This window comes from Lentzea sp. NPDC060358, assembly GCF_042725365.1.
In the GTDB taxonomy this organism is placed as follows: domain Bacteria; phylum Actinomycetota; class Actinomycetes; order Mycobacteriales; family Pseudonocardiaceae; genus Lentzea.
This window is the reverse complement of record NZ_JBHXCW010000071.1, coordinates 13,136-33,222: the sequence shown is the minus strand read 5'-3', so window position 1 is coordinate 33,222 and position 20,087 is coordinate 13,136. Positions and strand designations below refer to the sequence as shown.

Here is a 20,087-nt window from a genome sequence, read left to right as displayed (position 1 = left end):
GCCGGGAACCGGTCGTCATCCGATCAGCTCACGCCCTGCATGACCGAGGAGGCCGCCAGCGGCCCGAAGACGTAGCTCGGCCACCGCGCGCTCATCGGGGAGGCGGGGGCGGTCGGCGCGCTGAAGTCCATCCTGGCCACCGGGTGGACGGGGCCGGTGCCCGTCCTCGGTGCCTTGATGTAGACGTACGCGTTGCTGCCCTCGGTCATGTGCACGATCCCGAGCGGCGGCGGCACCGTCCCGGAGCTGAACGGGATGTCGACCGGCCGCCCGTCGAAGTCGTAGAACCGGACGTCGAGCAGCGGACCGCTGAGCACGCAGTCCGCGCCCGCGTTGCCCTTGAGCACCAGGTTGAACATCCTGCTGGTGTCGGGACTCGGGGAATGCCCCTCGGCGAGCCGGTCGACGGACACGTCGCCCGCGGCGCACTGCGGCACCGAGTCCTGACCCGCCGCGGCCGGCACCGCTGCCGCGGACACCGCGGCGGCGGTCAGCGCCACCGCCGCCAGAACCCGCCCCACACTTTGCTTTTCCACGAACATCTCCTCGGTTCGTCACGTAGCTGACGATGGGAGAAGACGACGGCGAGATCGGAAGGGATGCTCGCGCCGACGCGATCAGAGGTGTTCGGGCAGCCGGGAAAGGCCTTTCAGGCAGAGAGGTCCCGCCCGGCGGACGGTTCCTGGTAAGGGGAACCGGCCTCGTTTCCCCCGGCTGCCTCACCCGCTCCAGACGTCCGCCGTGTTCCGCTCGAACATCGACGCGAGAGCGATCAGCGCCGCGTCCATGTCGACGGTCTCCGGATCGACGAGCGCCTGCAGGTGGATGCCGATGAGCGCGCCGTTGAGCGCCACCGCGGCGGCGCGCTCCCGCTCCGCGGCACCGCCGGGGTCGGCGTCGGCTGGGCGGCGGGCGCGCAGCAGCACCTCGATGCCCTCGTACCTGCGGCGGATGAACTCCTTGTAGTGCTCGTGCACGACACCCCGGTCGTCGAGGGCCTCGACGAGGATCATGAACACCAGCGCCGAGTTCCCGTCCTCCGCCGGCTGCGCGGTCTCGGCGAACACCTCGGTGAGGGACGGAGCGGACCGGTAGCGCCCGGCGGGCCAGATCCGCCGCACCGCGCGTTCGGCGACGGCCATCACGAGACCGTTCTTGTTCTGGAAGTGCCACGGGATCGAGCCGCGGCTGATGCCCGAGCGGCGGGCGACGTCCGCGAAGGAAGTCCGGTCGAAGCCGCGTTCGGCGAACAGCTCCTCGGCGGCGTCGAGGATCCGGCGGCGGCTCCCGGCACCGATCTCGTCGGCCCGGCGGTGTCCCGGGACGGTCATCGCGGGAGCCGCGCGATGTCGCCGAGCACGTGCCGGGCGCCCAGGACGAGCGCGAGTCCCGCGAGCACCGACCCGGCCGGTGCCACCGCGGTGATCGCGGTCTGCTCGCCCCAGAGCACCTTGGCCACACCGGTCACCAGCGCGCCGCCCAGCCCGCCGATCGCGGCGACGCTCACGCCCATCAGCGAGAACGCCGTCGCGCGGATCTCGGGCGGCGTCACCGCGGCGATGACCAGGCTGAGCGGGACGATCCCGGCGAAGGTCATGGCCTGGGTGAGGACGCCGACGACGAGGTAGGTCGTGACGTCCGGCGCGTGCGCCTGCACGGCGAACCCGATGCCCAGCAGGGTGAGCGCGGCCGCCGCCACGTGCAGGCACGCCCTGGGGCTGCGCCGGAACAGCCGGTCGCTGAGCCAGCCGCTGAGGGCCGCGCCGGCCAGCCCGCCGACCGCGCAGGCCGACGTGATCAGGCCGCGCGCCATCGCCCCCTGCCCGAGCTGGTGGTCGAGCAGGACCGACAGGTAGGTCGGGACGGTCGTCGCGGCCATGCCGAACGCGCCCAGCCCGAGAGCGGCCATGCCGAACGTGCGGATCCCGCGCAGCCGGGCGAGCGCACCGCGCGGAGTGGCGGTGAAGTGCTCGCGCCGGGGCTCCGGCAGCCGGAAGGCGCTCAGCCCGAGCAGCAACGCCGGCACGGCCAGGAACGCGAACGCCCACCGCCACGGTTCGTGCTCCTCCGGGATCACCGCCGCGAACACCGCCACCAGCAACGGCCCGAGGACGATGCCCAACGGCTGGCCGCCGCGGTGCAGACCGAGCACGCGACCGCGCCCCTCGGGCGGATAGGCGTCCACGAGCAGGGACGACTGGATCGGGCCCTCGTTGGCCTTGCCGGCACCCGCGACGATGCGGAGCACGACCGCCTGCCACAGGTGCTGGACGGTGCCCAGCAACCCCGCCGCCGCGGCCCAGACCAGCGTGGAGACCCCGGCGATGGTGGTGCGGCGGCGCCGGTCGCCCAGCAGTCCCAGCGGCAGCGCGGCGACCGCGACCGTCACCCCGGCCAGGGCGGCGAGGGCCGCGATCATCTCCGTGCCGATCCCGAGCGACCGGCTGATCTCGGGCGCGAACACCACGAGCATCGACCCGTCGACGCTGTCGAGCACCTGCATGCCCACGAACACGCCGAGCATCGCCCGGCCTCCGGTGGTGATCACCCTGCCGATCGTCATCTCCATGCGGACCAGGCTACTGTGTCAGTCAACATAGACTCAGTTGGTCAACATAGAAGGGTGTCGACATGCGCGTACGGACTGGTTCGGTCGCTCTCATCACCGGCGGCGCGAGGGGCATCGGCCTGGGCATCGCACGTGCCCTCGCCCAGCGCGGAGTGCGCCTCGTGCTGACCGACGTGGACGCGCCGGCGTTGCGGCGCAGCGGGGAAGAACTGGCGGAGCTGACCGACGTGCGCACCCACCGGCTCGACGTGCGCGACCGGGTCGCGTTCGCCGCGGTCGCCGACGAGGCCGAGCAGGAGTTCGGGGAGGTGGATCTGCTGTTCAACAACGCGGGGATCGTCCCGTTCTCCACGGTCGACGAGATGACCTACGACAAGTGGGACCTCGCACTCGACGTCAACCTGAACGGGGTGGTCAACGGGGTGCAGACCTTCCTGCCCCGGATGGCCGGGCGCGGCCGCGGCCACATCGTGAACACCGCGTCGGGCGCCGGGCTCGTGGCCGACCCGAACTTCCTGTACGTGACCGCGAAGTTCGCCGTCGTCGGGCTGTCCGAGTCGCTGCGGCTGGCCGCCGCCGGCCGCGGTGTCGAGGTCAGCGTCCTGTGTCCCGGACCCGTCGACACCGGCATCGTCGCCCACACGCGGTCGCTGGAGGCGGGGGTGGGGCTGCCGGACGACCTCGTCCCCTCGGTCGAGGCGTTCCTGCGCAGCGGGCCGGGGATCGACGAGGTGGGGGAGGGCGTGGTCGCCGCCGTGGAGGCCGGCAAGCAGTGGATCTTCACCGGGGACGAGGTGCGGGTCTGGGTGCGCAAGCGGATGGAGGCGCTGCTGGAGTCGGCGTGACGCCGCGGCGGCGGGGAGGAGGGAACCCGCTCACCCCTCCTCCCCGCTCCGCTCACCGCAGAGCCGGCGTCACCTCAGGTCGTAGGCGCGGATGATGGTCTGCTGGACCTCGCTGCCGGAGTCCGCCGCCCGCGCCTTGAACGACACGCTCTTGGCGCCGTGCTGGTGGATCAGCGTGACCGCCCACCCGGTCCGGGTCTTCCGCAGGGTCACGGGCTTCCACGTCCCGCCCTCGTCGTAGGACACCTCCACCGCCGGCGTCTCGATGTCCGTGACCGTGCCCGTTCCGTTGCGCTCCACCGTGATCGGCACGGTGAGGACGCGGCCGGCTCGGTTGAACGGGTCGAGCTCCGGGGTGAACCGCACGGCCAGGACCGGCACCGCCGCGGGAAGTTCGCCGGGCACGTGCTCCGAGGTGAACGACCAGTCGGCGGTGACCTTCGACGACTGCGAGTCGCGAGTGGCCTCCGTGTGCACCTGGTAGCGCTTCTTCTCCGCCGGCACGGTCGGCAGCCGGACGTGGCCTGCCAGCGGCTGGTCGGCGACGACCTCGCCGTCGAGCGTCACGGTGGTGCGGCCGGCGCTCCCGAAGGTCTGCATGCCCTGCGCGCCGAACAAGGGCACGTCCAAGACCAGCTGATCGCCGAGGCGCATCGCGTAGCGCACGTACTGCGGGTTGTTCGGCACACCGGGGCCGTAGACAGCGCTGTTCCAGTGCTCGGTGACGGCCGCGCCCTGCTGGAAGACGCGTGGAGCAGCGGAGAACTGGGTGCCGAGAGCGGGGTACTGGCCCAGCTCGGTGAACTCCGTCAGGGCGCCGGACCACTCGGCGCCGGGCGTGTAGAACTCCTCTAGCTCGAGCGGCAACGGGCCGGAGGCGCCGTCGTCGCGCCGGCCCACGGAACCCGGCACGCGGGCATGCGTGATGGAACGGACACGGACCAGTTCGCTGTCCTGCACCGAACGCTGGACCTTCGACGGCACGCGGTGCTTCTCGGAGATGCGCACGTGGTACTGGTACGGGCTGCCGTGGAAGGTGCCCTTGCCGTCCGGCTTCGCGAGCACGGCCCCGGCGTGGAAGTCGAACTCCGGCGCCGAAGTCGCGGACGGGCGGAGCAGGGTCGTGTCGAACGAGGGGACGTTCCAGGTGCTGCCGGTGTGACCCCAGGCGGTCCGCGTGAAGAACTCGAGGGTGCCGCTCACCTGGGCTGCCTCCCGCTGCTCGACCGCGATCGAAGCAGGGGTGCCCAGGCGTGCGTCGAAGACGATCCCGGTGCCGGCGGTGACCTCCAGCGAGGGTTCCGCCAGCGCCGTGGTCAGGCCCGTGGGACCGGCGTCGAACGTGCTGATCATGCCTTCGAAGTAGTACCGGCCTCGGGGCAGGCGCTGCACGACCGTGCCGGACGGGTCGGCGTGGAAATACGCTCGCGGGTGGTCGAGTCCGACGAAGCGGTAGCTGTAGAAGTCCGGCGCCGGCCGGCCGCGGTGGTCGAGGAACGTGAGTTCCACGTCGTAGCTCTCGACCTCCTTGTCCACGCCGATCGCCACCCGAGTGCCGTCGGAGGACTGCACGAGCGCGCCGTACAGGCCGTCCGGCACATTGGCTCTCGTGTCCGCGGTGACGGTGGCGTCGGCGGTGCCACCGGCGGGGATGGTCAGCTCGGCCGGCGAGACGCGGAACAGGCCGGTGGCGGCGGGCTTCACCTCGGCGACGCTCAGGTCGACGGTCACGTCGGAGGTGCCGCTGTTGCGATAGGTGATCTTCTGCTCGACGGGCTTGTCGTCGACGTGGGGCCACGACGCGGTGCCCAGCGAGAAGCTGCCGTGGTCCGTGCTCACAGCGGCCGCGGCGGCACGGCCGACGTCGAGGCGCCCGGCACCCTGCTCGTAGACGGTCAGCGACGGGTTCGGCTCGGCGCTGTTCATCAACGCGGCCTTGATGTCCTCCGCTTTCCACGACGGGTGCCGCGAGGCGAGGATCGCCGCCGCACCTGCCACGTGCGGCGTGGCCATCGACGTACCCGACATCGACACGTGACCGTCGTCGACCGGAGCGCCGCTCTTGCCGTTCTTCGCCTTCGCGGCCACGATGCCGACGCCCGGCGCGGTGATGTCGGGCTTGATCGAGTTGTTCGCCCAGCGCGGGCCGCGCGAGGAGAACTCGGCGAGCGAGTCGTCGCGGTCGACGGCGCCGACGGTGAGGGCGGCGTCGGCGGATCCGGGCGACCCGATCGTGCCGCCGGAGTTGCCCGCGGCGACCACGAACAGCGCACCGGTCTGCTCGGTGATGCGGTTGAGCGCGAGCGCCATCGGGTCGGTGCCCTCGTCGGGCCACGAGCTGCCGAGGCTCATGTTGACGACCTTCGCCTTGGAGGCGGCCCATTCCATGCCGGCGATGATGTCGCTTTCCAGACCACCACCGCTGTCGCCGAGCACCTTGCCGTTGACGAGCTTCGCGTCCGGCGCGATGCCCCGGTACTTCCCGTCGCCGGTCACGGTCGACGCGACGTGCGTGCCATGGCCGACGAAGTCGTCGGTCGTCGAGCTGTCGCTGAAGTTCTTCGACTCCACGACCGCGCCCACGAGATCGGGGTGGGACTCGTCGATGCCGGTGTCGAGGATCGCGACGGTCACGTCCTCGCCGGTGGAGCCGGCCGCCCACGCCGCGGGTGCGTGCACCTGGGCCGCACTGCGGTCGAGCGACGCGGTGACCTTGCCGTCGAGCCAGATCCGGCCGGTGCCCGCCACCCGCGCACCGGCCCAGAAACCGCCGTCCTTGCCGACCTTCACCGCGTGCGCGCCGATGCTCGGCAACGCCTCCACGGTCGCCGCGCTGATCCCCTGCCCCTGCACGATCAGCGGGATGGTCCTGCTCGACGCGTCGTCATAACCCGACCTGGCCAGCAGTGACACGTCGAACAGTCGCTCGTCGAGCTCTCCGGAGCGAATCCGCGGCTCGGCATCGATCGGGACCACGTGCAGGTCGCCGCACGGGTCGTCGTACGACCGGAACCCGACCTGTTCCCGGCCCTGGGCCCGTCGGACGTGGACCCGGCCGTTGACGACGTCCACGACGTCACCGGTGATGAGCGTGACTGTGGTCGTCAGGCCGTCGGTTCGTTGCTGTTGCTGCAGTTGTCGCGGTGCCGAGGCAGCGGGGACGGCTGTCGTGGTGGCGACCACGACAACTGTCAGCGCCGCGGCGAGATGCGATCGTTTCAACGCGAGATCCCCTTCGGGTCCACTGTGGTGAGGAACTGACCTCGCCTGCGGAAACACCGTGCGGGGCTTGATCTGCTGCACGCAATGCGGAAGCTCGGCGTGATTCACGACACGCGGGCCGGTGGTGCTCCCGGCACAGCAGCTCTCACGATCTGAACCGAGTTGTTCTCCTACGTTCGAGCGAGTTGCGGACGATCAGCGTGAGCATCAGCAGCGCGCCACCGATGCCGATGCCGCCCAGCGCCACGACGATCGGCGGCCAGTCGAGACCCGGTGGCGCGGAGACCGACGTGGTCAGCTCCGCCGCCGTGGCCTTCTGGAAGCCGGGTGCCTCGGCGGGCAGCACCGCGGTGAGCGCGGCCACCGGGTTGACCATGCCGAACCCGACTCGGTTGTCCTTTCCGGACACGTTGCCGGGGTGCAGCGCGGTGGCCTTGAGGCGGTCCATCACCTGGTGCGCCTTGAGGTCCGGGAACCGCTCGCGCACCAGCGCGGTGATGCCGGCGACGTACGGGGACGCGAAGCTCGTGCCCTTGATGTCCTGCACGCCCTGCGCGGTCACGTTCGCGTTCGTCAGGCCGGTGCCCTTGGGGTCGACGGAGATGATCTCCTCGCCCGGCGCCGCGATGCTGACCCACGGGCCCCAGATGCTGAAGCTCGAGACCGCGCCTGAGCGGGCGATGGACGCGACCGACAGCACGTCGTTCGCGAACCACGCCGGCGACGAGATCGAGTTGACGGTGGCGGAGTCGAGGTTGTTGTTCTGCTGAGGGCAGCCCGCACCCTGGTCGCCCAGGTTCCCGGCGGCCGTCACGACCACGACGTCCTTGACGTCGACCGCGTAGTGGATCGCCGCCTGCAGCTTCCTGTCGTCGTCGCTGAACGGTTTCGGGGCACCGCAGTTGGTCAGCGAGATGTTGACGACCCGCGCACCCTGGTTCGCCGCACGGACGATGGCCTGGGCCAGCGTGCCCACCTTGCCCGCGGACGCGCGCTTCTCGTTCTTCGCGTCGCCGTCGAACTTGAAGCGGTCGCTGGTCTGGCGGATCGCGAGGATCGTCGCCGCCGGCGCGGCGCCGACGAAGTCGCCCTCGGTCTTGGCCGCGGCGGCGACTCCGGCTACCTCGGTGCCGTGGCCGTCGCAGTCGTCGATGCCGTTCTTGTTGCCGTCGACGTATTCACCGGTGGGGACGACCCTGTTGCCGAAGCGCGGGTTGCGCGGGTCGACACCGGTGTCGATGATCGCGATCTTGACGTCCTTGCCGGTGGCGAACCGGTGGGCCTGCTCCAGGTTCAGCTGGACCTGCGCCCAGGGCTTGTACTGGATCAGCTCGCTCTTGGTGTCCGACTCGACGCAGCCCTTCTCGTTGCGCGTGTAGGTGACGTCCGACCTGCCCTCGTCCTTCGGCGGCGGGGTACCCGTCTGGAACTCGGGCGGCACCGAGTTCGGCCGGATCGAGGCCGGTGCGGGCGAGGAGGGCTGCGCGACCGCGGGCGGAAGCGTGCCCGCCGACAGCAACAGCACTCCTGCGCTCACCACGGAGCAGACACGCGCGCTGGTCTTGCGTTGCATTCGGATGACCGATCTCCAGGTGTGACTCGCAACTGCCCGCCGAGGGCGACGGCCACCCACCCGCAGGGGCATGGTCTCCGAGGGAGAATCGCGAGCACTGACGATCCTGCGCGACGAGATGGCGATGGCAGCGGCCACTCTAGCGATGTCCGCCGGCAGCTTTCGGGACGGCGTGGAAACCGCCCTTCCGGACATCAATGGGTGTCCGGAAGGGCAGATTTCGGGCTGTCCCGGGGATCTTCGGCCGATGTGCGTCTCCCGAGAGTGCCGGTGAGACCGTTCCTTCACGTGGCGGCCCGGATGTTCCTGCCCATAGCGGCCTACCGGGTGCGGCTCCCGGCGCACGCTGCCGGCACTCCGGCCTACCTCGCGCCGGACGATGCCCGCGCCTGGGGTGAGGCGCCCGCACGCAGGGGTGCGAGAGCCGTGCTCCAGGCGACCACCTGGTCGAGCATCTGGTTGACCGACGGCAGGTGGACATCGGTCTGCGGCTGGAACGTGGTGAAGTCGACGAAGTCGTTGAACAGCGAGAGCGCCACCTGAGCGCGTACGTCGGCCATCTGCAGTTCGCCGGCCACCAGGCGCAGGTGCTCGACCGCCCGAGTACCACCGGTCGATCCGTAGCTCACGAAGCCGGCCGCCTTGTTGTTCCACTCGGCGTAGAGGAAGTCGATGGCGTTCTTGAGCGCGCCGGAGGTCGAATGGTTGTACTCCGGGGTGACGAACACGAAGCCGTCGAACTCCGCGATGCGGCTCGCCCACGCCTTGGTGTGGTCGTGGGCGTACCGGCCCAGCGTCGCGGGCATCCACTCGTCGAGGTGCGGGAGGTTGAAGTCGGCGAGGTCGATGAGTTCGAAGACCGCGTCGTCGCGCTTCTGCGCGATCTCGTGGATCCAGTGGGCCACCTTCTCGCCGTTGCGGCCGGGGCGGGTCGATCCGATGATGATGCCGATGCGGGTGGTCACAGTGCTCTCCCGGTGTGGTCGTGGCTGGTGGGGCGGCGCCGCGGCCGACGGGGCGGGCCGCGTGACGCCGTCGGCGGCGCGAAGAGGGTGCGCCTGAACTCCCGCGGGCGATGGCGTCGTGCTCGCGGGTCGTGGCGTGAACGAGATTATTGTCTGGACAAGTTGTTTCGCGTGTGCCGAAACGCGGCTCAGTCGACGTTGCGCGCGTTGTCGGTGATCGTCTGCAAAGCCTTGATCAGAACGGCCACGTCCTTCGTGGACAGACCGGTCATGATGCTCTGCGTCGTGCGGGCGACGATGGCTTCCCAGTCGGCGAAGCGCTTGCGGGCCTCGGTCGTCAACGCCAGCAGCTTGACTCGTGCGTCTTCGGGGTCCTCGATCTTCTCGATGAAGCCCTTCGCCACGAGGCGCTCGACGATGCGCCAGGTGGCGGCCACGTCGGTGCCGAGGTGCTTCGCGAGGTCGGAGGCGGTATCGGCCTGCTCGCTCTCCAGCAGCGAGATGATGGCCCACTGCGCACCGGTGACGGTGATGCCGCTGTCGGCCAGCGCACGGTCGAGGGTCCGGTTGACGGCGAGGCTGGCCTGGTTGAGGAGGAAGCCGGGACTGTCGGGTCCGGGCCTGCCCATGGGGTTCTCGGCAGCGCCGAGCCTGGGACGCCGTTTCTCCACGTGGTGCACTCCTCGTCTGCGCGGTCTGGTGTGAGCTTAGTCAGCCGCGCGACCTGGCCTTTCGTCCTGCCTCACGCGGCTGCGAGTCGCAGTCCCGCGGCGACCACCGCGAGCACGAGGAATCCTGCCGCGGGACCGTGACCGGGGTCCTTCGCGCGGAGATGAGCCCATACCGCGATGGCGAAGAACAGTGCGGTCCCGACGGCTGCGGCCACGCCGATCGGCCACCACTCGAGGCCGGCGACAAGCCCGGTGGCTGCCACGAGTTCGACGACGGACGGGATCCAGAGCTTGTCGAGCGGGTAGCCGACGTTGCGCATGGTGTCGACGATGTGCGGAGATCTCACCAGCTTGGCGATGGCGGAGCCGGTGATGGCCGCGGCCAGGAGGCAGGACAGGAGTGCTGCGGCGATGAACATGGGCGATCCGATCGTGGGCGGTGTCAGCCGGCGAGGTGGTGGAAGACGAGGTCTCGGTCGATCTCGTCTCGCAGCCAGCGGTCGAGGATGTCGAAGTACTCGACCGGTCCGCCGCCGTAGGAGGAGTTGAAGAGGTCGAGCTGGTCCGAAGGGGTGCAGTCCAGGAGCTCGCGCTGGGGTGACACCGACTTCGCCTCGGTGAGCGCGGTCCACCGCCGCTCGGCGTCCTCGGTGACCTCGATGCTGTCCGCCCCGGCGAGCCTGCCGCGCAGCAGCACATCGGCCATGTGCCGGGACTGCCGGTCGAGGACGTGGGTGAAGTTGAGCGTCAGCACCGCCTGGTTGATGCCGCCGATGACGAACAGGTTGGGGAACCCGTGGGTGTACATGCCGTGCAGGGAACGGACACCAGTCTTCCACTTCTCGGTGAGGGTCTGCTCACGTCCGTGGATCTCGAATCCCCCGGCCTCCGTGATCGGCACACCGCCGGCGAACCCGGTGGCGAAGATGACGCAGTCGACCGCGTGCTCCTCGCCGCCGGCGACGATGCCCTCGCGCGTCATCGCTTCCAGTCCGCGGCCCCTGGTGTCGACGAGGTGCACGTTGCCGCGGTTGAAGGTCTCGTAGTAGACGTCGCTGAACTGGGGGCGCTTGCACCCCAGGTTGTAGTAGGGCTTGAGCGACTCGGCCGTCTCGGCGTCGTCGACGATCGCGTCGACTCGCGCTCGCAGCTCTTCCATCTTGGCGTAGTTGCCACTGAGCATCCGTTGAGCGGCCTCCTCCTTCGAGGCCTGCGGCTCACCGGCAGGGCGGCTGCCGCCGAGCATCCTCGTCGTCCGGTCGTCGACCAGGTCGACCTCCTGGGGCACGCCGCTCGTGAGAGCTGTGAAGTTGTCCATGCGTTCCCGCTGCCATCCGGCCGGCTGGTTGCGGTACCACTCGACGTCGGTGGCCTTGTTCTCCCTGGCGTCGACGATCGAGGGCGTGCGCTGGACGACGTAGAGCTCGTCCGCGTACTCCGCGATGACGGGAATGCACTGGACGGCCGAGGCCGCGGTGCCGACGACAGCCACTCGCTTGCCCTTCAACCCGGTGAGGCCGCCGCTCGAGTCGCCGCCGGTGTAGTCGTAGTCCCAGCGACTCGAGTGGAACGAGTGCCCGGCGAACTCGGTGATGCCCTCGACGGCCGGGATCTTGGGAAGGTCGAGGACCCCGCTGCCCAGGCAGACGTGACGTGCCCGGATCGAGTCGCCGCGGTCGGTGCTGACGACCCACCGCGCGGTGTCCTGCTCCCAGCGCAACTCGGTGACCTGGGTGCCGAGGCAGGCGTCGTCGTACAGGCCGTACTTGGTCGCGAGTGCTTGGCAGTGAGCGAAGATCTCGCGGCCCTCGGCGTACTTCTCGGTGGGTACCGTGCCGACCTCCTCGAGGAGCGGGAGGTAGATGTAGGCGTCGACGTCGCAGCGGACGCCGGGGTACCGGTTCCAGAACCAGACACCGCCGAAGTCGTCGCCCTTCTCGATGATGCGCACCGACTCGATGCCGGACTCGCGCAGCCGTGCCGCGGTGATCAGGCCGGTGAATCCCCCTCCGACGACCACGACGTCGACTTCGTCGGCCAGGGGAGCCCGGCCGTCGGAAGCCGAAGCAGCCGGAGCTCGGCCCACCGGCGTGTACGGCGATGCCTGCGCGGTGAGGCGTTTCCTCCGCTCCTGCTGGTACTTCCGTTGCAGGGCATCGGGATCGATGCCGTCCTGCGCCGGGATCGGTGGTTGGTTCACGACTGCTCCTCGGGCATTGGGTGGGTGTGCAGGCAGCGCGCGGTCGACCGCGGGAACGTGTCGGCTGCTCCGGGGATGGCGACGACGACATCGTGAACGCGTCGGGGCGGGGCCTGGCAGCTGCTGGAGAGCCGATTCCGGACGGCCGGCGTGACCTGATGCCGCTGACGCTATCGGCGCCCGGGATTACTTGTCAAGGCAAAGGTTGTCGGATATACATGGGCCGCAACCCAAGCAGTCACCGACAGCGTCCCAAGGAGACAGTCGATGCTTTCGATCATCTGCCGGTTCCGCGTGAAACCGGAGTGGGCGGACAAGTGGCTCGAGCTCACGTCCGACTTCACCGAGGCGACCCGCGCCGAACGCGCGAACCTGTGGTTCGTCTGGACCCGCAACGTCGACGAGCCGACGGAGTTCTTCCTCATCGAGGCCCACCACGAGGAACTCGTGGAGGAGCACCTGGGCAACCCGCTCATCCCGCGCATCGTCGCCGAGTGGCCGCAAGCTCTGGTCGAACAGCCGACGATGCTGATGACCACCATCGCCGGCACGGAATGGCAGCTCATGGACCGGATGCCGGTACCCGCTGCCTCCACCGCCGCGGCAGGGGAGCAGCGCCGATGATCCACGTGACCTGCAGCGTTCCCGTCAACGAGGAGGGGCAGCCGGTCGTCACGCGCGATGACCTCTGGAAAAGCCTCGTCCTCAAGGCGAACAACGCCCTGCCGTTCGTCCCGGCCATGTCGCACTGCGAGATCGTCGAACGCCTCGACGAGCACACCTTCGACCGGGAGATCGAGCTCTTCGGCGAGCGCCAGGTAGAGCGCGTCAGCCTGTACCCGGAGTCCCGGGTGGTGTTCACCAGGGTGGCCGGGTCCGTGCTGGGCACGATCGTCAACGACATCGAGGACACACCCGAGGGGCTTCGGCTGCGGTTCTCCTTCGCGCTCGTCGTGGAGGGCGTGCAGAGCGGTTCCGAGGAGGAACGGGTCTACGCCGACAACACCGTGGAGGTCTACTTCGCCGCGGCCCGCGGCACTCTTGCTGCTGTTCGCCGCATGACGCGGGACAAGGTTTCCCCGGACGCGGGAGAGGCCGGGGGCGGCCGATGAGCGATGCGCGCAGTCCGACCGGTCGGATCGCACTGGTCACGAAAGTGCCGGCGGGATCAGGCGGGCCTGCTGCGACCTGCTGAACCTCCGCAAAGGGGCGCCGCGGCCCGGCCACCACGCGGCCGGCGACGGCAGCGAGGCCTCTTCGGTGCCTCCCGTGTTCACGGCTGAGCCCTGAACTGCCTCCGGCGACAGGAATCGATGCCCAAAAGGGCAGTTTTCCACGTGCTCACCAGTGGGATCTTGTTCGGCGCTGTATTCGAGAACTGTGCATCAGGTCGACATCTCCGCGGCGGTTCGGTGGGCGTGTCCCCCGCGCGAGCTACAGCCAACTGTCCACTGTGCGGTGATGAAGGGTGGCCGTGAGAAGACCTACTTTTCCAGCCATCCGACATCGGGGAACCCCGGGGAGACATGATGTGCAGCAGTACCAAGGCCTCGGTCGCTCTCGCACTCTGCTGTTCCCCGGCGGTGGGAGCACTCGCCGGCTGCGAGGACGAAGAGCCGGAAGCGCTCGACCAGGCCGCAGCGGTCTCGTCGGACGAGCCGGTGGTCGTCCTGACGGCGGGGCTGGGTGACGGCCTGGACGAGATGGCAGACCTGCAGAAGACCCTGGCCGAACGGAACAGGGTCTGCTCCTACGACCGGCTCGGTGAGGGTGCGAGCGACCGGCCCGTCGTCCTCGCCGGGCACTCTCTCGGAGGCTTGATCGCGGCGCGGTACGCACCCGGCCACCGCGACCGCGTGGCCGGGCTGGTGCTCGTGGACGCCACCTCGCCGACCACCCTCGCCGACACGACCGGCCTCATCCCGGAATCTGCTGCCGGTCCCGGCGCGGAACTGCGTGCGCAGGTGCTCGCGGTCTGCGGCGGGGCGAACCCGGAAGAGCTCGTCATCGCCGACGACGAGGTGCGCTCCGTCGGTGACATCCCGGTGGAAGTGGTCCAGCACGGGACCCCCTACCTGCAAGCCGTTCCCGAGTACGGCCCGGGACTGGAGCGTGCCTGGGCGCAGGGGCAGCGGGCGTGGCTGGGCGTCTCCACCCGGAGCGGGCTCACCACGGCCACCCGAAGCGCCCACCACGTCCACGTCGACGAGCAGGCTGTCGTGGTCGGGGCAGTCCAGCGCGTCGTCGAGCAGGCCGCGAAAGTGATCGGCCGGCCGGGGAGATGAGTGCCGGTGACCCGCTGACATCGGCGGTCCCCGCCGTGGGGGCGCCCGGGCGGGTCTTGGCTCTGAGTGGACCGTTCGCCGGGAGAACAGCGCTTCTGAGTGCCGCGCGGGAGGAGTGGAGGCGGTCGGGTGTGCGGCTGATCGATCTCGACGTCACCTCCCTGCCCGGCGACCGCGGCCCCTTCGGGATCGACCCGTTGTTGCGCGTCCTGCGCACCAGGCTCGAGCACTTCGGGATACCCGGCGTGATCGACGCGATCGGGACGGTCACGCGTCTTCGCGAGTTGCACCAGGACACCGAGATCACGGCGTTGCTGCACGTCGCGTTGCGGGCGTTGTTCCAGTGCGTCACGTCGAACCGGCAGGCCGTCCTCCTCGTCGACTACTCGCGCGAAGTCCGGCTGCACCTCGTGGTGGACGCCTGCAGCCGCGCCGGCGCTCTCGCGGTCGTGGCCTGCGGGCCCGAAGTGGAGATGTCCGTCCGTGCCGACGAGTTGTTCGTGCTGGTCGACGACGTGATCGGGACAAGCCGCCCACCGGAGGCGGATCGCGCATGAGCAGCGGCGCCCGGCTTCGTGAAGCCGGTGGTGGTACAGCAGGCTGCACCACGAGAACGCCACCGCGCTCCACTGACGCGCGCAAGATCCATTTCTAGTGTTCCTCCCATGACTTCGACCCCCGCCGAGGGCACCGCCTCCGAGCCGCGCAACCGCGCGCAGGCACTGGTCCGGCGCTACCCGCTGATCACCTTTTTCACCCTGGCCAACGCCATCAGCTGGCTGGCCTGGACGCCGTACATCTTGTCGCTGGACGGGTTCGGCGTGCTGCACTTCCGCTACCCGGACCTGCTGATGGGCAACCAGCTCACCGCGATCCTGCCCGGCGCCTACCTCGGCCCGCTGACGGCTGCGTTCACCGTCACCGCCATCACCGAGGGCAGGGAGGGGCTGCGGCGCTGGCGCAGGCGGCTCTTCCAGTTCCGCGCCGGGGTGGTGTGGTACGCGTTCGCGCTGTTCGCCGTGCCGGTGGCGGTGCTGCTCGGCACGCTGGCGGCCTCCGACGGCGAGGGCTTCCGGGTGCCGTCGCTGACGGTGCTGGCCCTCTACGTGCCGATGCTGGTGCTCCAGTTCTTCACCACCGGTCTCGCCGAGGAACCGGGCTGGCGCGACTTCGCCCTCAGCCGCCTGCAGCAGCGCCACCAGCCGATGGTCGCGACGTTCGTGCTCGGCGTCCTGTGGATCATCTGGCACCTGCCGCTGTTCCTCACCCCGTGGGGCGGCCCGGACGTCGGCGCCGAGACCATCGTCCGCTTCGCCGCCCTGGCCATGGAGATGAGCTTCCTGATCACCCTCGTCTACAACAAGGGACGCCAGAGCCTGCCCCTGGTCATGCTGCTGCACTGCTCGATCAACAACTTCCAGTCCGTCGCCTTCTCCGAGTTCTTCCCCGACGCGGGCGACGACCTGCTCTGGGGTCCCGTGCTCGGCCTCGGGCTGCTGGCCCTCGTCGTGGTCGTCGTCACCAGGGGACGGCTCGGGTACACCGGCGAGACCCGCGCGGAGGTCCGGGCGGCCGCCTGAGCCGCGCGGCCCCGCCGCGGCGGCGGTCCGCGGCCGTGCGAGGCTGGGACATCGGGTCCGGTCGTCGGGAAAGGTGAGTCGTGAGCCTGCAGAACACGCAAGCCCTGCACGTGCACCAGAAGGTCACGTTCATGGTCAACCGCTACGAGGTCTTCGCCGACGACAACGGCAAGCCGGGCCGGCTGGTCGGCTTCGCCGAGCAGAAGCGGCTGAAGATCAAGGAGAAGATCACGATCTACACCGACTCGTCGAAGGACGCGGTGCTGTTCGAGTTCAACGCCCGCAAGGTGCTCGATCTGGGCAGCGGCTACGACGTGACGGACGCGAACGGCCGGCAGATCGGGTTGTTCCGCAAGGACTTCGCGAAGTCGCTGCTGCGCTCGACCTGGCACCTCGAGCAGCCGGGCTGGGGCACGTCGACGGGCGCCGAGCGCAACAGGTTCCTCGCGGGCTTCCGGCGGCTCTGGCAGTGGATCCCGGTCATCGGGGACGCGCCGTTCCCGATGCGCTACCACTTCGACTTCGTGGCGGAGAACGGCGCTCCCGTGTTCAGCGTGGACAAGAAGACCTGGCTGCGCGACCACTACCTGGTCCTCGTGCAGGACCCCGGTGTGGACCGCCGGCTCGTCATCGCGCAGGCCGTGGCCCTCGACGCGCTGCAGTCCCGCTAGGTCTTCGGTGGTGCGAGCAACGGGTACGCGGTCCCGGCGAGCGCGAGTGCGGAACGCAGCACCACGCGCCCGACCCGGCCCGACACCCGTTGCTGCCACAGCAGGGGCTGGAGCGACTCGCGCACGGCGGGTGGCGCGTGGAGCGCCATCGCCCGGTGGAAGTCGTGCAACGCCAACGGGATCGGCGTTCCCGGCCGGCTCAGGTGGTCCGTCAGCACGTCGGCGTCGAGGATCGCGGTGGACGCTCCCCGCCCGCCCGTGGGCGGCATCGCGTGCACGGCGTCGCCGAGAGCCGTGACCGCACCGGCCTGCCACGGCGTGAGATCGGCGTCGGGATCCGCCGCGTAGTAGGGAAACCGGGTCGTCTGGGCGGGATCGGACAGGTCGAGCAGCGTGTGGACCCACGGCGCGAAACCGTCGAGCAGGTGCCGCGCCGACGCCAGCGCCGAGGAGTTGCTCGCCGGAGTGCCGGCGGGCACGACCACGCCCCACAGCACGTAGCCGGGCTCGACGATCGGCGGCACCTCGCGGCAGGCCTCCGGCGCGACCGGTGCCGTGGAGGGGTCGTGCAGCGTCAGGAACACGACGACGCCGCTCGGCGCGATGGCGAACGCGGGCCCGCGCAGCAGGGCGTCCGGAAGGCCCGAGCGGACCGCGTCGTCGAGGGGCGCCCGTCCGGCCAGGCCGTGCGCCGCGAGCCTGCGCGCGGCGGGCCTGCCGGTCAGCGCGGTCACCACGCGGGACCGGGCACCGTCCGCGCCGACGAGCAGGTCGGCGGTCTCCCGGGTCCCGTCGGCGAACTCGGCGGTCACCGTGCCGCCGGAGTCGTGCACCAGCCCGGTGAACTCGGAGCCGAACCGGATCGCGGCGCCCAGGCCGTGGCCGAGCAGCCGCCGCAGCGGGATGCGCCCGATCATCAGGTGCTCGCCGGCGTCGTCCAGCGGCAGGCGCGCCACCGGCCGCAGCCGGTGGTCCAGGACGCCGAACTCGCGGAACGAGCGCGCTCCCGCGGTGCCGGCCAGCAGTGCCTGGAACACCGGCGGGGGCAGGCGGCGGCGCAACACCCCGGCGGCCTCCGGCGTGAGGTGCAGCCGGTAGCCGCCGGTGTCGGCGAGCGAGGAGTCCCGCTCGTGCACGACCACCTCGGCCCCGGCGGCCCGCAGTCCTCGCGCCAGCACGAGTCCGCCGATGCCGGCACCGACGACGATGACCCGCATGGCATCCTCCGGATCAGCCTGTTGATACTTCGTGACAGAAGATGGCGCTGTAGAAGCTATCCGCGAGTCAAACTATCAGAAGGCTGATACCTTCGGGTCGTGGACGAGAACGACCAGGACGTGGCGGCGCTGGACGACCTGCCGGCGTGGGCGGTGGTGCGGGCCTATCACGCGGTCGTGCGCGAGATCTACGACCTGTTCGCCGTGCACGAGCTCACCCCCGTGCAGTTCGGTGTGCTGGCGCAGCTGAGCGGGTCACCGGGCCTGCTGCAGGCCGAGCTGGCGAGGAGGGTGCTCGTGCGACCGCAGAGCATGACCGCGGTGATCAACGACCTGGTGGGGCGGGGCCTGTTGCGCCGGGAGGGGCCCGGCGGGCGGGGAAAGCCGGTGCCGGTGCGGATCACCGGCGAAGGCCGGAGGGTGTTCGCCGCGGCCGCCACCGCCATGCGCGAGTTCAACCGGCCCGCCAACCTGGGACTGGCCGACTACGAGGCCGGGATGCTGACCGCGCTGCTGCACAAGATGACCGCGGCACGCGATGCCGGAGGCGCGGCACGACGCCGGGCCGGCGACAGCCCGTGACCGGCTCGTGGTGGCGGGTGCTCGCCGGTGTCGCGGAGAACATCGGCATCCCGGTGGGGAGCTACCTGCTGCTGACCTGGCTGGGCTGGCAGCCGGTGTGGGCACTGGTGGGGGCGGCCGGCGTGTCGGTCGTGGTCCTCGGCGTGCAGTACGTGCGCACCCGCGAGCTGACCACCCTCGGCGTCCTGGTGCTGGTCCGCTTCGCCCTCGGCGTGGCGGTCGCCGCGGTCACCGGCGACGCGCGCCTGGAGCTGGCGAAGGACTTCGCCATCACCTCGGCCGTCGGCGTCTTCGCCGTGGTCAGCCTGGCGTTCCGCCGGCCCCTCATCGCCCGCATCAGGCGCGACCTGTCCGGCGAGCCCGGCCTGTTCGACCACCGGTGGGACCACGACCGCGGTTTCCGGGTGCTGCACCGGCGTCTCACCGTCGGCTGGAGCGCCGGACTGCTGTGCGAGGGAGTCGTCGCGGTCGTGTTGATCTACGCGCTTCCGCTCACCGCAGCGGTCGTCGCCACCTCGGTCCTGGCCCCGGCGACCCTGCTCGGACTCATCGGCGTCACGGAGTGGCTCGCGCGCCGCCACGTCATGCAGAACGAACTGGCGGCACCACACGCGCCCGGTGCCGTCACAGACCGTGCAGCTGACCGATGAACTGCGAGACCAGTCGCTTGCGGCCCGACACCCCTGCCTTCGCGCAGAGAGATTTGAGATGGCTCTCCACCGTGTGCACCGACACCCGCAGTTCGGTGGCGATGGCAGGCGCCGGGGTGCCGGCGATCACGTGCTGGAGGACCTCCCGCTCCCGTGCGGTCAGGGCGTGGCCGAGCACCAGCATGCTCGTGACGTCCGAGCTCGTCGCGGGCTGGATCACGACCGAGACACCGCCCGGCCCGGCGCCGTCGACGGTCGATCCCCGCACGGACAACCACTGTCCATCGCGGGAACGCACCCGGATGCACGCGTCCGCCCCGCGCCCGGCGCGGGCGGCCCCCGCGACCTCGTGCAGCGCCAGCCGCTGGGCCGACAGCTCCCCGGCCCACCGCTCGGCCGCGTCGTTCGCGACCACCACCTCGTCCCGGGCGTCCAGCACCAGCACACCCGGCCCCGCCGAACCCGTGACCGCGGAGAGGTCGCGCCGCACGGCCGCGCGCCGCAGCGCTTTCGCCACCGTCCGGGTGACCGACCGGGCGATTTCCCCGTCCCGGGGCGTGAAGCCGGGCCGCGCGCGACCGCGGAACAGTGACAGGGCGCCCCAGCACCGCCCGTCGGCGAGGAACACGACGCGCATCTCGTCGCCCGCCTCGATCAGCGGGAGCACCGTCCGGAACCGGTGGCTGCGGCCGGGTTCCCCGCCGGTGCTGAGCCCGAGGATGCCCACGGGGTGCCGCGATCGCGCCAGATCGGCGAACTTGTCCACGTCCTCGACCAGGTACTCGTTGTGGACCGCGACGGAGGCGCTGCCGTGCGGGATGCCCTGCGACACCTCGCCGGTGAGCAGCAGGGTCCGCGGATCGACGGTGGCGAAGCAGTAGGCGTCGTGCGGGATCACGCGCGCCAGCCGGGCGGCCACCTCCACCCGCACCGCGACCGAGTCCCGGTCCTGAGCGCAGACGCGCTCCACACTCTGCACTGCATCGCGTTCCCACGCGGACAGACGAACCATGAAGTGCCCCACCCTAGGTCTGGTCCCGCTCCGGTGACATCCCGG

The 20,087-nt window shown here is 70.4% G+C and carries 20 protein-coding genes; 9 read left to right on the top strand and 11 right to left on the bottom strand.

Annotation, left to right across the window (positions count from 1 at the left end):
- Nucleotides 1-23 precede the first annotated feature (23 nt).
- The 3 genes from ACFWGZ_RS17500 to ACFWGZ_RS17490 all read right to left on the bottom strand — a co-directional run bounded on the left by ACFWGZ_RS17500 (nucleotide 24) and on the right by ACFWGZ_RS17490 (nucleotide 2,569).
- Nucleotides 24-536, bottom strand: coding sequence for a hypothetical protein (locus ACFWGZ_RS17500; RefSeq protein ID WP_382452550.1), 513 nt, complete (start codon nucleotides 534-536; stop codon nucleotides 24-26).
- Nucleotides 537-719: 183 nt separating this feature from the next.
- Nucleotides 720-1,331 carry a TetR/AcrR family transcriptional regulator gene (locus ACFWGZ_RS17495; protein ID WP_382452549.1) on the bottom strand — a complete coding sequence of 204 codons (612 nt, stop codon included), beginning with the start codon at nucleotides 1,329-1,331 and terminating at the stop codon, nucleotides 720-722.
- Entirely contained in the window at nucleotides 1,328-2,569 is a 1,242-nt protein-coding gene (locus ACFWGZ_RS17490) for an MFS transporter (RefSeq protein ID WP_382452548.1), read from the bottom strand. The genes ACFWGZ_RS17495 and ACFWGZ_RS17490 overlap by 4 nt, the downstream gene beginning before the upstream one ends.
- Before the next feature lie 62 nt (nucleotides 2,570-2,631).
- On the opposite strand from ACFWGZ_RS17490, the gene ACFWGZ_RS17485 reads away from it, so the two are divergent.
- The gene (locus tag ACFWGZ_RS17485) at nucleotides 2,632-3,414 is read left to right on the top strand and encodes an SDR family NAD(P)-dependent oxidoreductase (RefSeq protein WP_382452547.1); all 783 of its coding nucleotides are present in this window, start codon (nucleotides 2,632-2,634) and stop codon (nucleotides 3,412-3,414) included.
- Nucleotides 3,415-3,483: 69 nt separating this feature from the next.
- On the opposite strand, the gene ACFWGZ_RS17480 is transcribed toward ACFWGZ_RS17485, so the two are convergent.
- The 6 genes from ACFWGZ_RS17480 to ACFWGZ_RS17455 all read right to left on the bottom strand — a co-directional run bounded on the left by ACFWGZ_RS17480 (nucleotide 3,484) and on the right by ACFWGZ_RS17455 (nucleotide 12,045).
- Complete coding sequence (locus ACFWGZ_RS17480) at nucleotides 3,484-6,636, bottom strand: S8 family peptidase (RefSeq protein WP_382452546.1); 3,153 nt, start codon at nucleotides 6,634-6,636, stop codon at nucleotides 3,484-3,486.
- Nucleotides 6,637-6,781: 145 nt separating this feature from the next.
- Entirely contained in the window at nucleotides 6,782-8,173 is a 1,392-nt protein-coding gene (mycP, locus tag ACFWGZ_RS17475; RefSeq protein ID WP_382452545.1) for a type VII secretion-associated serine protease mycosin, read from the bottom strand.
- Nucleotides 8,174-8,571: 398 nt separating this feature from the next.
- Entirely contained in the window at nucleotides 8,572-9,174 is a 603-nt protein-coding gene (locus ACFWGZ_RS17470; protein ID WP_382452544.1) for an NADPH-dependent FMN reductase, read from the bottom strand.
- A gap of 188 nt (nucleotides 9,175-9,362) precedes the next feature.
- Nucleotides 9,363-9,845 carry a MarR family winged helix-turn-helix transcriptional regulator gene (locus tag ACFWGZ_RS17465; protein ID WP_382452543.1) on the bottom strand — a complete coding sequence of 161 codons (483 nt, stop codon included), beginning with the start codon at nucleotides 9,843-9,845 and terminating at the stop codon, nucleotides 9,363-9,365.
- Nucleotides 9,846-9,916: 71 nt separating this feature from the next.
- Nucleotides 9,917-10,264 (bottom strand): DoxX family protein, encoded by a 348-nt coding sequence (locus ACFWGZ_RS17460; RefSeq protein ID WP_382452542.1) that lies wholly within the window; start codon nucleotides 10,262-10,264, stop codon nucleotides 9,917-9,919.
- Nucleotides 10,265-10,287: 23 nt separating this feature from the next.
- Complete coding sequence (locus ACFWGZ_RS17455) at nucleotides 10,288-12,045, bottom strand: flavin-containing monooxygenase (RefSeq protein WP_382452541.1); 1,758 nt, start codon at nucleotides 12,043-12,045, stop codon at nucleotides 10,288-10,290.
- Nucleotides 12,046-12,312: 267 nt separating this feature from the next.
- Between ACFWGZ_RS17455 and ACFWGZ_RS17450 the strand changes: the two genes are divergently transcribed.
- The 6 genes from ACFWGZ_RS17450 to ACFWGZ_RS17425 all read left to right on the top strand — a co-directional run bounded on the left by ACFWGZ_RS17450 (nucleotide 12,313) and on the right by ACFWGZ_RS17425 (nucleotide 16,581).
- Entirely contained in the window at nucleotides 12,313-12,669 is a 357-nt protein-coding gene (locus ACFWGZ_RS17450) for a putative quinol monooxygenase (RefSeq protein ID WP_382452540.1), read from the top strand.
- Nucleotides 12,666-13,157: an SRPBCC family protein gene (locus tag ACFWGZ_RS17445; RefSeq protein ID WP_382452539.1), complete on the top strand. Its 492-nt coding sequence runs from the start codon at nucleotides 12,666-12,668 to the stop codon at nucleotides 13,155-13,157. The genes ACFWGZ_RS17450 and ACFWGZ_RS17445 overlap by 4 nt, the downstream gene beginning before the upstream one ends.
- Before the next feature lie 471 nt (nucleotides 13,158-13,628).
- The gene (locus ACFWGZ_RS17440) at nucleotides 13,629-14,330 is read left to right on the top strand and encodes an alpha/beta fold hydrolase (protein ID WP_382452538.1); all 702 of its coding nucleotides are present in this window, start codon (nucleotides 13,629-13,631) and stop codon (nucleotides 14,328-14,330) included.
- 131 nt (nucleotides 14,331-14,461) lie between these two features.
- Nucleotides 14,462-14,887 carry a hypothetical protein gene (locus tag ACFWGZ_RS17435; RefSeq protein WP_382452537.1) on the top strand — a complete coding sequence of 142 codons (426 nt, stop codon included), beginning with the start codon at nucleotides 14,462-14,464 and terminating at the stop codon, nucleotides 14,885-14,887.
- A gap of 108 nt (nucleotides 14,888-14,995) precedes the next feature.
- On the top strand, nucleotides 14,996-15,910 hold the full coding sequence (locus ACFWGZ_RS17430) for a CPBP family intramembrane glutamic endopeptidase (protein WP_382452536.1): 915 nt from the start codon (nucleotides 14,996-14,998) through the stop codon (nucleotides 15,908-15,910).
- A gap of 80 nt (nucleotides 15,911-15,990) precedes the next feature.
- Complete coding sequence (locus ACFWGZ_RS17425) at nucleotides 15,991-16,581, top strand: hypothetical protein (protein ID WP_382452535.1); 591 nt, start codon at nucleotides 15,991-15,993, stop codon at nucleotides 16,579-16,581.
- Here ACFWGZ_RS17425 and ACFWGZ_RS17420 read toward each other — a convergent pair.
- The gene (locus ACFWGZ_RS17420; protein WP_382452534.1) at nucleotides 16,578-17,798 is read right to left on the bottom strand and encodes an FAD-dependent oxidoreductase; all 1,221 of its coding nucleotides are present in this window, start codon (nucleotides 17,796-17,798) and stop codon (nucleotides 16,578-16,580) included. The two genes, ACFWGZ_RS17425 and ACFWGZ_RS17420, sit on opposite strands and share 4 nt — an antisense overlap.
- A 99-nt stretch (nucleotides 17,799-17,897) precedes the next feature.
- Between ACFWGZ_RS17420 and ACFWGZ_RS17415 the strand changes: the two genes are divergently transcribed.
- A complete protein-coding gene (locus ACFWGZ_RS17415; RefSeq protein WP_382452533.1) occupies nucleotides 17,898-18,380 on the top strand; it encodes a MarR family winged helix-turn-helix transcriptional regulator in 483 nt (160 codons plus the stop codon).
- On the top strand, nucleotides 18,377-19,030 hold the full coding sequence (locus ACFWGZ_RS17410) for a VC0807 family protein (RefSeq protein ID WP_382452532.1): 654 nt from the start codon (nucleotides 18,377-18,379) through the stop codon (nucleotides 19,028-19,030). The genes ACFWGZ_RS17415 and ACFWGZ_RS17410 overlap by 4 nt, the downstream gene beginning before the upstream one ends.
- Here the strand turns inward: ACFWGZ_RS17410 and ACFWGZ_RS17405 are convergent.
- Nucleotides 19,005-20,009, bottom strand: a complete 1,005-nt coding sequence (locus tag ACFWGZ_RS17405) for a helix-turn-helix transcriptional regulator (RefSeq protein ID WP_382452531.1) — start codon at nucleotides 20,007-20,009, stop codon at nucleotides 19,005-19,007. The two genes, ACFWGZ_RS17410 and ACFWGZ_RS17405, sit on opposite strands and share 26 nt — an antisense overlap.
- Between the last annotated feature and the right edge of the window lie 78 nt (nucleotides 20,010-20,087).